Here is a 14,902-nt window from a genome sequence, read left to right as displayed (position 1 = left end):
CCGCATAGGGGCCCCTAGGGGGGCGTTAGGGGTTTCTGTGGAAGCTCTCCCGTGCCAGGGTCAACTCTGGTCTTAGGTTTCTCTGCACGGAGTGATGGAGCGCGCGATGTTGAACGATTCCCAGGATTTCGCTGCCGAAATCGACGGCGCCTCCGAGGCCGGCGAAACCCAGGGCGAATCCGAATCCGGCTGCGCCGACAGCGCTACGGACGGCATCGCGGACGACACCACGGGCAACGCGACGGACGACGGCACGGACGACACCACGGCCAACGCCTCGGACAACGCCTCGGACAATGGCGATCAGTGGCGGGAGCGCCTCGCCGGGCTCACCGGGGACGAACAGCACACCGCGCTGCTCGACTGGGTGTCCTCCCTGGTCACCGCCTCCCTGCGGGACACCGCACCCGCCACCCTCGACCCGCACCGCTCCTTCCTCGACCTCGGCTTCGACTCGCTCGCCGCCGTCGACCTGCACGCCCGCCTCGTCGCCGGCACGGGCCTGCGCCTGCCCGTCACCCTGGCCTTCGACCACCCCACCCCCGTCCACCTCGCCCGCCGGATCCACGCCCTGCTCCTGGGCCTGACCACCCCCGCCGAGGCACCCGTCACCGCCGCCGTCAGCAGCGACGAACCGATCGCCATCGTCGGTATCGGCTGCCGCTTCCCCGGCGACGTACATTCCCCCGAAGCGCTCTGGGAACTCGTCGCCGCCGGCATCGACGCCATTTCCGAATTCCCCACCGGGCGCGGCTGGAACCTCGATTCGCTCTACGACCCGGACCCCGACCGGGCCGGCACCACGTACGCCCGCGAAGGCGGATTCCTCCACGACGCCGACGAATTCGACGCCGCGTTCTTCGGGATATCCCCGCGCGAAGCGCTCGCCATGGACCCCCAGCAGCGCCTGCTCCTCGAAACCTCCTGGGAGGCGTTCGACCGGGCCGGCCTCGACCCCGCCGGACTCCGCGGCGGCCAGGTCGGCGTGTTCGTCGGCGCGGAGACGCAGGAATACGGCCCCCGGCTCGAAGACGCCGCCGACGGATTCGAGGGCTACCTCGTCACCGGCAACGCCGCGAGCGTCGCCTCCGGCCGCATCGCGTACACCTTCGGTTTCGAAGGCCCCACCGTCACCGTCGACACCGCCTGCTCCTCCTCGCTCGCCGCCCTGCACCTCGCCGTCCAGGCCCTGCGCAGCGGCGAGTGCTCCCTCGCGCTCGCCGGCGGCGTCGCGATCATGGCCAGCCCCGGCTCGTTCGTCTCCTTCAGCCGCCAGCGCGGCCTCGCCCCCGACGGCCGCTGCAAGCCCTTCGCGGCGGGCGCCGACGGAACGGCGTGGGGCGAGGGCGCCGGCATGCTGCTCGTGGAACGCCTCTCCGACGCGCGCGCCAACGGCCACCACGTCCTCGCCGTCGTCCGCGGCACCGCCATCAACCAGGACGGCGCCAGCAACGGCCTGACCGCGCCCAGCGGCCCCGCCCAGCAGCGCGTCATCCGCCAGGCGCTGGCCAACGCCCGCCTGACGTCCGCCGACGTGGACGTGGTCGAGGCACACGGCACGGGTACGCGGCTCGGTGACCCGATCGAAGCACAGGCACTGCTGGCCACCTACGGCCAGGACCGCCCGGCCGACCGGCCGCTGTGGCTCGGCTCCCTGAAGTCGAACATCGGCCACACCCAGGCCGCCGCCGGCGTCGCCGGCGTCATCAAGATGGTCATGGCGATGCGCCACGGCGTCCTGCCCAGGACCCTGCACGTCGACGCGCCGACCCCGCACGTCGACTGGCAGGCCGGAGCCGTCTCCCTCCTCACCGAGGCCGTCGACTGGCCGACGTCCGACGCCCCGCGCCGCGCGGGAGTCTCCTCCTTCGGCATGAGCGGCACCAACGCCCACGCCATCATCGAGGAGCCGCCGACCGAGGACCGTGCGCAGGACGACGCACAGGACGCGGCCGACCAGCCGTCCGCATCCGCGACGGAGGGCTCGCAGGAACCCGGGGACGAGGCCGCCGGTCCGCTGTCAGGCCCGCTGTCCGGTCCGCTGCCCTGGGCACTGTCCGCCAAGACCCCGGAAGCCCTGCGCGCCACGGCCCGGCGCCTCGGCGACTGGCTCGACGCCCACCCGGACGCCACCCCCCACGACATCGGCCACTCCCTCGCCGCCACCCGCGGCCGCTTCGAACACCGCGCCGTCGTCCTCGGCGACGACCGCACCGCCCTCCAGCGCGGTCTGCACACCCTCGCCGACGGATCCGACGCCCCCGCCGTCGTCCAGGGAGCCCCCGCCGCGGGACGCCTCGCCGTCCTCTTCACCGGTCAGGGCAGCCAGCGACTGGCCATGGGCCGCGAACTGTACGAGACCCACCCGGTGTTCGCCGACGCCCTCGACGACGCCGCCTGGTACCTCGACGAACAGCTCGAACACCCGCTGCTCGACGTCCTGTTCGCCGAGGCGGACACCCCCGAGGCCGCTCTCCTCAACCAGACCGCCTACACCCAGCCGGCGTTGTTCGCGGTCGAGGTGGCGTTGTTCCGGCTGGTGGAGTCGTGGGGTGTGAAGCCGGCGTTCGTGGCCGGTCACTCAGTGGGTGAGATCGCGGCCGCGCATGTGGCCGGGGTGTTCTCGCTGGACGACGCGTGTGCGTTGGTGGCGGCGCGTGGGCGTCTGATGCAGGCGTTGCCGTCCGGTGGTGTGATGGTCGCGGTTCAGGCGTCGGAGGACGAGGTCCTGGCGCTGTTGACGGACCGGGTGAGTATCGCGGCGGTCAATGGCCCGCAGGCCGTTGTGGTCGCGGGTGACGAGGACGCGGCGGTCGCGATCGCGGAGGCGTTCGAGGCGCAGGGCCGCAAGACCAAGCGCCTGACGGTCAGCCACGCGTTCCACTCGCCGCACATGGACGGCATGCTCGACGAGTTCCGCCGCGTGGCGCAGGTCCTGGCCTACGGCACGCCCACCCTGCCCGTCGTCTCCCTCCTCACCGGGACCACCGCCACCGCCGCCGAACTGGCCAACCCCGAACACTGGGTCCGGCACGTCCGCGACGCCGTCCGCTTCCTCGACGGCGTACGCACCCTCGAAGCCCGTGGCGCCGACTCCTTCCTGGAACTCGGTCCCGACCCCGTCCTCACCGCCATGGCCCAGGACTGCCTGGTCACCGACCCGCAGGACACCACCAACCCCGCCAACCCCGCCAACCCCGCCAACCTCGCCTTCGCCGCCGCGCTGCGCGCCGGCCGCCCCGAGAACGCCACACTGCTCGACGCCGTCGCCCGCATGTTCGTCCGGGGCGCGGAGGTCGACTGGTCCGCCTGCTTCGCCGGTACGGGCGCGGAGCGCGTGGAGCTGCCGACGTACGCGTTCCAGCGGCAGCGCTACTGGATGAACGCCCGCACCCCCGCAGCCGAGTCGCAGACGGCGCCCGCGCACCGGGCGGACCCGGCCGACAGCGCCTTCTGGGACGCGGTCGAGCACGAGGACGTGGCCGCGCTCGCCGCCGCGCTCGAACTGGACGCGGACGGCGAACAGCCGCTGAGCGAGGTCGTCCCGGCCCTGTCGGCATGGCGCCGACGGGTGCGGACGCAGTCGGAGGTGGACGGCTGGCGTTACCGCGTGTCGTGGAAGCCGCTGACCGTCTCGGGCGGGGCGGCGTTGGGCGGCGAGTGGGTCGTCGTCGCGCGCGAGGACGAGTCCCTGGCCGCGGGTGTGGTGGATGCGCTGGCTGGGCGTGGGGCTGAGGTCCGCCTCGTTGTCGTTGAGGCCGACGCCGACCGTGCCGCCCTGGCTGGGCTGCTGTCTGATGCGGGTTCTGTTGCTGGTGTGGTGTCGCTGCTGGCTCTGGACGAGTCGGCCGGGGTTGTTGCGACGGCTGGTCTGGTGCAGGCGTTGGGTGATGCGGGGGTGGGGGCGCCGTTGTGGTGCCTGACCCGTGGTGCGGTGAGTGTGGGTCGTTCCGACCGTCTCGTCTCTGCCGCGCAGGCGCAGGTGTGGGGTCTGGGCCGTGTGGCCGCCCTCGAACTGCCCGAGCGTTGGGGTGGTCTGGTCGATCTGCCCGAGGTGTGGGACGAGCGGGCGATGTCCCGCCTGGTGGGTGTGCTGGCCGGCTCTGGTGAGGATCAGGTTGCGGTGCGGGCCTCCGGTGTCTTCGGGCGCAGGCTGGTCCGCGCCGCGAGCGGCAGCACGGACTCGTGGGCGCCGTCTGGCACCGTTTTGGTGACGGGTGGTACGGGTGCTCTGGGCGGCCGGGTCGCGCGTTGGCTGGCCGGTGCGGGTGTCGAGCGTCTGGTGCTGACGAGCCGTCGTGGCCTCGAGGCTCCGGGTGCCGCCGAGCTGGTGGCGGAGCTGTCCGGGCTGGGTGTTGAGGTGTCGGTCGTGGCGTGTGACGCCTCCGACCGGGATGCCCTGCGTACGCTGCTGGAGGCCGAGGCCGGCACGCTGACGGCGGTCGTGCACACGGCTGGTGTGCTGGATGACGGTGTCCTCGACGCCCTTACCCCCGAGCGTTTCGAGAGCGTGCTGCGGGCGAAGGCGACCTCGGCGCTGAACCTGCACGAGCTGACCGTCGAGCTCGGCATCGAGCTCTCCGCATTCGTGCTGTTCTCCTCCATGAGCGGCACGATCGGCGCGGCCGGTCAGGCCAACTACGCCGCCGCGAACGCCTACCTGGACGCGCTCGCCGAGCAGCGGCGTGCCGCAGGGCTGGCAGCGACCTCGATCGCCTGGGGCCCGTGGGCCGACGGCGGCATGGCCGCCGACGAAGCCATGGACGCGCGGATGCGGCGTGAGGGTGTGCCGCCGATGGCCCCCGACGCCGCGATCGCCGCGCTGGCTCAAGCCGTTGGCGCCGAAGAGACCGCCCTGACCGTCGCTGACATCACCTGGGACCGCTTCTCCGCGATCGTGGCGGGAGCCCGCCCCAACCCGCTGGTCGACGACTTCGTCACCGGCGGCCCGGAAGGTACCGCCGCCACCGGACAGGGGACTTTGGTCACGGGTGCCGACGTCGCCGGTGCCGCGTTCGCGAAGCTGGCCGAGCTGCCTCGCGCCGAGCAGGAGCGGGAGCTGCTGAGCCTCGTCCGTACCCACGTCGCCGCCGTCCTCGGGCACGAGGGCTCGGACGCCGTCGGGGCCGAACGCGCCTTCAAGGAGCTCGGGTTCGACTCCCTGACCGCCGTGGACCTGCGCAACCGGCTGGGCGCGGCCACCGCGCTGCGGCTCCCCACCACCCTCGTGTACGACTACCCGACCTCCATGGCCCTCGCGGAGTACCTGCGCGGGGAGCTGGTGGGCAGCGCGCCGAAGGCCGACGCTCCCCAGGGTGTCTCCGTGGCGGCCGACGGCGATCCGATCGCGATCGTGGCGATGAGCTGCCGTTTCCCCGGCGGGGTACGGACTCCGGAAGACCTGTGGCGGCTTCTCGCCCAGGGCACGGACGCGGTCGCCGACTTCCCGGCGGACCGCGGCTGGGATCTGGACCACCTCTACGATGCGGACCCGGACCAGCCGGGGACCTCGTACACGCGCGAAGGCGGCTTCCTCTACGACGCCGCCGAGTTCGACGCAGGCTTCTTCGGGATCTCGCCCCGCGAAGCCCTGGCCATGGACCCGCAGCAGCGCCTGCTGCTGGAGACCTCGTGGGAGGCTTTCGAGCGGGCCGGTATCGACCCGTCGTCGCTGCGCGGCAGCCGCGCCGGGGTGTTCGTCGGCACCAACGGCCAGGACTACCTCTCCCTGGTCGCGGGTGAAGCCGACGGCCTGGAGGGGCACGTCGGCACGGGCAACGCGGCGAGCGTCGTCTCCGGCCGTCTCTCGTACGTGTTCGGCCTCGAAGGCCCCGCGATCACGGTCGATACGGCCTGTTCGTCGTCGCTCGTCGCCCTGCACCTGGCCGTTCAGGCCCTGCGGCAGGGCGAGTGCACCATGGCGCTTGCCGGTGGCGTGACCGTGATGTCCACTCCTGATGCCTTCGTCGACTTCAGTCGTCAGCGGGGGCTGGCGGTGGACGGCCGGATCAAGGCGTTCGCCGCGGCCGCCGATGGCACGGGCTGGGGTGAGGGTGTCGGCATGCTGCTCGTGGAGCGGCTGTCGGACGCGCGCCGCAACGGTCACCCGGTGCTGGCGGTGGTGCGTGGTTCGGCGATCAACCAGGATGGTGCGAGCAATGGTCTGACGGCGCCGAACGGTCCGTCGCAGCAGCGGGTGATCCGCCAGGCTCTGGCGAGCGCGGGTCTGTCGGCCGCGGATGTGGACGCGGTGGAGGCGCACGGTACGGGTACCCGTCTCGGTGACCCGATCGAGGCGCAGGCGCTGCTGGCCACCTACGGGCAGGACCGGTCGGCGGACCGGCCGCTGCTGCTCGGCTCCGTGAAGTCGAACATCGGTCACACGCAGGCCGCGGCGGGTGTCGCGGGCATCATCAAGATGGTGCTGGCCATGCGGCACGGGGTGCTTCCGCAGACCCTGCACGTGGACGAGCCCACCCCGCATGTCGACTGGACGGCGGGCGAGGTCGAGCTCCTGACCGAGCAGGTGGAATGGCCCGAGACCGGGCGCCCGCGCCGAGCCGGCGTCTCCTCCTTCGGCCTGAGCGGTACGAACGCGCACACGATCATCGAAGAGGCGCCGACGGCGGAGGAGGTGGCGCCGGCAGCCGGTCACGGCACCGGCTCCGCCACCCCGGTCCTGCCCTTCTCCGTCTCGGGCAAGGACCCTGCCGGGCTGCGGGCCCAGGCCCAGCAGCTCGCCTCCTGGCTCGCCGAGAACCCGCAGGCCGCCTCCGCCGACATCGCGTACTCCCTTACCTCCGGCCGGTCCACGTTCGAGACGCGCGCGGTCCTGGTCGCGGACACCGAGAGCCGTGAGTCGCTGACGGCGGGCCTGGCGGCCCTGGCCGCGGGCGAGCAGGTGCCGGGGCTGGTGCGGGGTGCGGTGTCGGGTGGTGGACTGGCGTTCCTGTTCACGGGGCAGGGGAGCCAGCGCCTCGGTATGGGGCGTGAGCTGTACGACTCCTTCCCGGTGTTCGCGGATGCGCTGGACGAGACTTGCGCGCGCTTTGACTCCGAGCTTGAAGTGCCGCTGAAGGAGGTCCTGTTCGGGGACGAGGCGGCTGGGCTGGACCGTACGGAGTACACGCAGCCCGCGCTGTTCGCGGTCGAGGTGGCGTTGTTCCGGCTCGTCGAGTCGTGGGGTGTGCGGCCGGACTTCCTGTCCGGTCACTCGATCGGTGAGATCGCGGCCGCGCACGTGGCCGGGGTGCTGTCCCTGGACGACGCGTGCACGCTGGTGGCGGCCCGTGGCCGTCTGATGCAGGCGCTGCCCGGTGGTGGCGTGATGATTGCCGTCCAGGCGTCGGAGGTCGAGGTCCTCCCGCTGCTGACGGACCGCGTGAGCATCGCGGCCGTCAACGGTCCCCGCTCGGTGGTCATCGCCGGTGACGAGGATGCCGCTGCGGCCGTGGTGGAGTCGTTCGCCGATCGCAAGTCCAAGCGGCTGACGGTCAGCCACGCGTTCCACTCGCCGCACATGGACGGCATGCTGGCCGACTTCCGCCGGGTGCTTGAGGGGCTGTCGTTCGAGGCCCCGCATATTCAGGTCGTGTCGAACCTGACCGGCGCCCTCGTCACCGACGAGATGGGTTCGGCGGAGTTCTGGGTGCGACACGTCCGGGACGCCGTCCGCTTCCTCGACGGCATCCGCGCCCTGGAGGCCGCCGGGGTCACGACGTATGTCGAGATCGGTCCGGATGGTGTGCTGTCCGCGCTCGCGCAGGACTGTCTGACCGGTGACGCGGACGTTGCGTTCCTTCCGGTGCTGCGTTCGGGGCGTGGTGAGTCTGAGACGGTGGTCACTGCCGTGGCGCAGGCTCATGTGCGGGGTGTGGAGGTGGACTGGTCCGCCTTCTTCGCCGGTACGGGCGCCGGGCGGGTGGAGCTGCCGACGTACGCCTTCCAGCGGCAGCGCTACTGGCCGGAGACGATCCTGTCCGCCGCCGTCGCCTCAGAGCCGGCTGCCGACGCAGTGGATGCCCGGTTCTGGGACGCGGTGGAGCGGGGAGATCTCCCGTCTCTGCGGGCGGAACTGGACGTGGACGACGACACGAGCCTCAGCGAACTCGTCCCGGCTCTGTCGGCATGGCGCCGACAGCAGCAGGAGCAGGTGCAGGTGGATGGCTGGCGTTACCGGGTGTCGTGGAAGCCGCTGACCGTGTCTGGCGGGGCGGCGTTGGGCGGTGAGTGGGTCGTCGTCGCGCGCGAGGACGAGTCGTTGGCCGTGGGTGTGGTGGATGCACTGGCCAGCGGTGGGGCTGAGGTCCGCCGGGTTGTTGTCGAGTCGGGTACGGATCGTGCGGCTCTGGCGGAGCTGCTGTCCGGCGCGGGCGCCGTCGCAGGTGTCGTGTCGCTGCTCGCCCTGGACGAGTCGGCCGGGGTTGTTGCGGCGACGGCTGGTCTGGTGCAGGCGCTGGGTGATGCGGGGGTGGAGGCGCCGTTGTGGTGCCTGACCCGTGGTGCGGTGAGTGTGGGTCGTTCGGATCGTCTCGTCTCTGCCGTGCAGGCGCAGGTGTGGGGTCTGGGCCGTGTGGCTGCTCTGGAGGTTCCGGGGCGTTGGGGTGGTCTGGTTGACCTTCCCGAGGTGTGGGACGAGCGGGCGATGTCCCGCCTGGTGGGTGTGCTGGCTTCTGCTGGTGAGGACCAGGTTGCTGTGCGGTCGTCCGGTGTCTTCGGGCGCAGGCTGGTCCGCGCCGCGAGCGGCAGCACGGACTCCTGGGCGCCGTCCGGCACCGTTCTGGTGACGGGTGGTACGGGTGCTCTGGGCGGCCGGGTCGCGCGCTGGCTGGCCGGTGCGGGTGTCGAGCGTCTGGTGCTGACGAGCCGTCGTGGTCTTGATGCTCCGGGTGCGGCCGAGCTGGTGGCGGAACTGGGAATCGAGGTTTCGGTCGTCGCGTGTGACGTGGCTGACCGGGACGACCTGCGGGCACTGCTCGCAGCCGAGGCCGACACATTGACGGGTGTCGTCCACACCGCAGGGGTCCTCGATGACGGTGTCCTCGACGCCCTCACGCCCGAGCGTTTCGAGAGCGTGCTGCGGGCGAAGGCGACCTCGGCGCTCAACCTCCACGAGCTGACCCTCGAACTCGGCATCGAGCTCTCCGCGTTCGTCCTGTTCTCCTCCATGACCGGCACCATCGGTACCGCCGGCCAGGGCAACTACGCTGCCGCGAACGCGTACCTGGACGCCCTCGCCGAGCAGCGGCGCGCCGCCGGGCTGGCCGCTACCTCGATCGCCTGGGGTCCCTGGGCCGACGGCGGCATGGCCGCCGACGAGGCCCTTGAGGCCCGGATGCGCCGGGACGGTGTGCCGCCCATGAGCGCCCGGCCGGCGATCCGTGCGCTCCGGCAGGCCGTTGCTGCCGAGGACGCCTCGATCACGGTGGCCGATGTCGAGTGGGAGCGGTATCTCGCCGGCCACACGGCCGTACGCCGCAGTGAACTGTTCAGCGAGCTGAGCGAGGTACGCGCCGCTCGCGCGGCGGCCGAGGCCGACGCCGCCCGGGCGACCGCCCACGCGGACGCTCCGGGCACGCTCTCCGGGCGACTTGCCGCGCTCGCCCCCGCCGAGCAGGTGCGGGAGCTGCTCGACCTCGTCCGTACGCATGTGGCGGCCGTCCTCGGACACGGCGGTGTGGACGCCGTTGGCGCCGAACGCGCCTTCAAGGAGCTCGGGTTCGACTCCCTGACCGCTGTCGAGCTGCGCAACCGCCTCGGCGCGGCCACGGAGCTGCGGCTGCCCGTCACGCTCATCTACGACTACCCGACGTCCGCCGCGCTGGCCGACCACCTCCGTGACGAACTGGTCGGCAGTGTCCCCGTCTCCGGAGCCCTGCTGCCCGTCGCCGCGGCCGTCGACGGCGACCCGATCGCGATCGTGGCCATGAGCTGCCGGTTCCCCGGTGGCATCGCGTCCCCCGAGGACCTGTGGCAGCTACTCGCGCACGGTACGGACGCGGTCGCCGAGTTCCCGGCCGACCGCGGCTGGAACCTTGACCGCCTCTACAGTGCCGACCCGGACCAGCCGGGGACCTCGTACACCCGCGAGGGCGGTTTCGTCGCCGGAGCGGCGGAGTTCGACGCCGACTTCTTCGGGATCTCGCCGCGCGAGGCCCTGGCCATGGACCCGCAGCAGCGGCTGCTGCTGGAGACCTCGTGGGAGGCCTTCGAGCGGGCCGGTATCGACCCGTCGTCGCTGCGCGGCAGCCGGGCCGGGGTGTTCGTCGGCACCAACGGCCAGGACTACCTCTCGCTCGTCGCCCGCGAACAGGACGGCCTGGAGGGCCACGTCGGCACGGGCAACGCGGGCAGCGTCATGTCCGGCCGCGTCTCGTACGTGTTCGGGCTGGAGGGCCCGGCGGTGACGGTCGACACGGCGTGCTCGTCGTCGCTGGTCGCCCTGCACTGGGCGATCCAGGCCCTGCGCAACGGCGAGTGCTCGCTGGCGCTGGCCGGTGGCGTCACCGTCATGTCGACGCCCGAGAACTTCGTCGACTTCAGTCGTCAGCGGGGGCTGGCGGTGGACGGCCGGATCAAGGCGTTCGCCGCGGCCGCCGATGGCACGGGCTGGGGTGAGGGTGTCGGCATGCTGCTCGTGGAGCGTCTGTCGGACGCGCGCCGCAACGAGCACCCGGTGCTGGCGGTGGTCCGTGGTTCCGCGATCAACCAGGACGGTGCGAGCAACGGTCTGACGGCGCCGAACGGTCCGTCGCAGCAGCGGGTGATCCGCCAGGCTCTGGCGAGTGCGGGTCTGTCGGCGGCGGACGTGGACGCGGTGGAGGCGCACGGTACGGGTACCCGTCTCGGTGACCCGATCGAGGCGCAGGCGCTGCTGGCGACGTACGGGCAGGACCGGTCGGCGGACCGGCCGCTGCTGCTCGGCTCCGTGAAGTCGAACATCGGGCACACCCAGGCCGCGGCGGGTGTCGCGGGCATCATCAAGATGGTGCTGGCCATGCGGCACGGGGTGCTTCCTCAGACCCTCCACGTGGACGCACCCACCCCGCACGTCGACTGGACGGCGGGCGAGGTCGAGCTCCTGACCGAGCAGGTGGAATGGCCCGAGACCGGGCGCCCGCGCCGAGCCGGCGTCTCTTCCTTCGGCATCAGCGGCACCAACGCCCACACCATCATCGAGCAGGCGCCCGACGCCGACGCCGAGTCCGAGGAGCCGGCGCGCGCCGACGCGCAGCCGACCGTACGACCGGGCCGTGTCCTGCCGTACCTCCTCTCCGGCAAGACCAAGGGCGCCCTCCGTGCGCAGGCGGCGGCTCTCACCGCGTACCTGGACGCCGCCGAGGACGACGGCGTGGACGCGGTCGACCTGGCGTACTCCCTCGCCGCGAGCCGCGCGCACCTCGACCAGCGCGCCGCCCTCGTCCTGCCCGCCGAAGACGCCCAGGTCCTGCGGGACGCACTCGGACGCGTCGCCAACGGCGAGTCCGCGCCCGGGATCACCACGGGCACGGCCGGCGACGGCCGTACCGCCTTCCTGTTCACGGGGCAGGGGAGCCAGCGGCTGGGGATGGGCCGTGAGCTGTATGCGGCCTTCCCGGTGTTCGCGGACGCGCTGGACGCCGTCTGCGCACAGATGGACGCGGTGCTCGACAGGCCGCTGAAGGAGGTCCTGTTCGGGGACGACGTGGCTGGGCTGGACCGTACGGAGTACACGCAGCCGGCGTTGTTCGCGGTCGAGGTGGCACTGTTCCGGCTCGTCGAGTCGTGGGGTGTGCGGCCGGACTTCCTGTCCGGTCACTCGATCGGTGAGATCGCCGCCGCGCACGTGGCCGGGGTGTTCTCGCTGGACGACGCGTGCGCCTTGGTGGCGGCGCGTGGGCGTCTGATGCAGGCGCTGCCGGCCGGTGGTGTGATGATCGCCGTCCAGGCGTCGGAGGACGAGGTCCTCCCGCTGCTGACGGACCGGGTGAGCATCGCGGCCGTCAACGGCCCCCGGTCGGTGGTCATCGCGGGTGACGAGGACGCCGCGACGGCGATCGCCGAGTCGTTCTCCGACCGCAAGTCCAAGCGGCTGACGGTGAGCCATGCTTTCCACTCGCCGCACATGGACGGCATGCTGGAGGACTTCCGCCAGGTCGTGGAGGGGCTGTCGTTCGGCGCCCCGCGCATCCCGGTCGTCTCCAACCTGACCGGTGCCCTCGTCACCGACGAGATGGGTTCGGCGGACTTCTGGGTGCGGCACGTCCGTGAGGCGGTCCGTTTCCTCGACGGCATCCGCGCCCTGGAGGCCGCTGGGGTCACGACATTCGTCGAGCTCGGCCCGGACGGGGTGCTCTCCGCCCTCGCCCAGGACTGCCTGGTCGAGATCGACCACGCCGTCTTCGCCCCGGTCCTCCGGAGCGGCCGTCCCGAGGTCGAGACTCTCGTCACCGCCCTCGCGCAGGCTCACGTTCACGGCGTCACCGTCGACTGGACGGCGTACTTCGCTGGCACCGGCGCCCGGCGGGTTGACCTGCCGACGTACGCGTTCCAGCGTCAGCGGTTCTGGCCCAGTGCGGCTGCGTTCGCGGCCGGGGATCCGGAGGCGATGGGGCTCGGTGACGCCGGGCACCCCCTGCTGGGCGCGGCGGTGACGCTCGCCGATTCGGAAGGCGTCCTCCTCGCCGGTCGGCTGTCGGTGGAGACCCACCCGTGGCTCGCCGATCACACGATCCACGGCGGCGTGCTTCTGCCGGGCACGGCCTTCGTGGAGCTGGCGATCCGCGCCGGCGACGAGGTCGGCTGCGATGTGGTGGAGGAGCTGACGCTGGAGGCGCCGCTCGTTCTGCCCGAGCGGGGAGGCGTGCAGCTCCAACTGGTCGTCGAGGCGCCCATCGAGCCCGGCCGTCGTCCGTTCGGCGTGTACTCGCGTCGCCGCGACGCCCTCGCCGAGGAGTCCTGGACGCGTCACGGGTCGGGTGTGCTTGCGGCTGGTGCGCGTCCGGAGGCCTCGCTGGAGTTCGGTGAGCTGGCGGTGTGGCCGCCGTCGGGCGCCGTGCCCGTGGACGTCGACGGGCTGTACGCGGACCTGGCTCAGGAGGGTGTCTCCTACGGGCCGCTGTTCCAGGGCCTGAAGGCGGCCTGGCGGCGTGGTGGCGAGCTGTTCACCGAGGTGGTGCTGCCGGAGGACGGGCGCGGGGATGCGGCGCGGTTCGGGCTGCACCCGGCGCTGCTCGACGCGGGTCTGCACGCCATCAGCCACGGCGAGCCCGGCGAGCAGGCCGGCTCCGGTGCGCTGCTGCCGTTCGCCTGGGCAGGTGTCTCGCTGTACGCCGTGGGCGCGTCCTCGCTGCGCATGCGCCTGACCCCGCACTCCGCGAACGATCCGCACACGCTGGCCCTGCTGGTCGCGGATGAGACGGGGCGGCCGGTGGCGGCCGTGGAGTCGCTGACGCTTCGCCCGGCTTCCGCTGACCAGGTCAATGCGGCGGGCGGCGGTCATCTGGAGTCGCTGTTCCGCGTGGAATGGGTGTCTGAGCCGACGGTTCCTGCCGCTCCCGCGGGGCTCCGGTGGGCGGTACTGGGCCGGGACGGGATCGGTCTGGGCGGCGCGGGTGGTGTTCAGGTGACCGAGTACGCCGATGTGGCGGCGTTCGGTGCGGCGCTGGAGGCGGGTGAGCCCGCTCCGGATGCGGTGTTCGTCCTGCCGTCTGCTGACGTGCTGGGTGGCGACGACGCCGCGGGCTCCGTTCATACGGCGGTGAACGCTGCGCTGGCGTTTGTGCAGGGGTGGCTGGCGGATGACCGGTTCGCGGGTTCGCGGCTGGTGTGGGTTTCGTCGGGTGCGGTGTCTGTCGGTGCCGGTTCGGGTGTCCGGGATCTGGCGGGGAGCGCGGTGCGTGGTCTGCTGCGTTCGGCGCAGTCGGAGAACCCCGGCCAGCTCGTGATGCTGGATCTGGATCCGGATCTGGACGCTGTGTCGGTGGCGGCGATTCCTGCCGCGCTGGAGGCCGGTGAGCCGGAGCTGGCGGTCCGCGCGGGTGTGGTGAGTGTGCCGCGTCTGGTGCGCGTGCCGTCGGCGGACAGTGTGGCCGAGGCGCCGGTGGAGCTCGGCGACCCGTCGGGGACGGTTCTCGTGACCGGTGCGACGGGTGGTCTCGGGCGGTTGTTCGCTCGGCACTTGGTGACTTCGTATGGTGTTGAGCGTCTGCTGCTGGTGAGCCGGCGGGGTGCTGCTGCCGAAGGTGCAGACGTGCTGGTTGCGGAGCTGGCGGAGTTGGGTGCTCGGGCGGAGTTTGCCGCCTGTGATCTCGCGGATCGGGATGCGGTGGCTGCGCTGCTGGCGTCGGTTCCGGTTGAGCACCCGCTGACGGCCGTGGTGCACACCGCGGGCGTTCTGGACGACGGTGTTGTGTCCGCCCTGACGCCGGAGCGGGTCGCGAACGTGCTGCGGCCGAAGGTGGATGCGGCCTGGAACCTGCATGAGCTGACCCGGGATCTGGGCCTGTCGGCGTTCGTGCTGTTCTCGGGTGCGGCGGCTGCGTTCGGTGCGGCGGGGCAGGCGAACTATGCTGCCGCGAACGCCTTCCTGGAGGCCCTGGCCGAGCAGCGACGGGCCGAGGGCCTGGCGGCCACGGCGCTGGCCTGGGGTCTGTGGGCTCCGCAGGCGGGCACTGGCAGCGGTAGTACCGGTGGCATGGCGGCGAGCCTTGACGACGCCAACCTCCGACGTATTGCCCGCGACGGCGTCGGGGCGCTGGCCGCCGATGAGGGGCTCGCCCTCTTCGACTCCGCCATGGCGGTGGATTCGGCGGTGATGCTACCCATCCGCCTCGATGTCGCCGCCCTGCGGGCGCAGGCGGTCTCGGCGGGTTCGACCCCGGCCCTGCTGCGTTCTCTCGTCCGGATGCCGGCCCGCCGGACG

General features: G+C 72.2%; 1 protein-coding gene (only partly in view). It reads left to right on the top strand.

Annotated elements, in window-relative coordinates:
- Positions 1-106 precede the first annotated feature (106 nt).
- On the top strand, positions 107-14,902 hold the 5' portion of the coding sequence (locus ACXNSR_RS02870; protein WP_458640547.1) for a type I polyketide synthase. Its footprint extends 19,716 nt past the window's final position; the window shows 14,796 of its 34,512 coding nt (coding positions 1-14,796); it begins with the start codon at positions 107-109; the stop codon falls past the right edge of the window.

It is taken from the genome of Streptomyces sp. NC-S4, from assembly GCF_054353315.1.
This window is presented reverse-complemented; position numbering and strand designations above follow the sequence as displayed.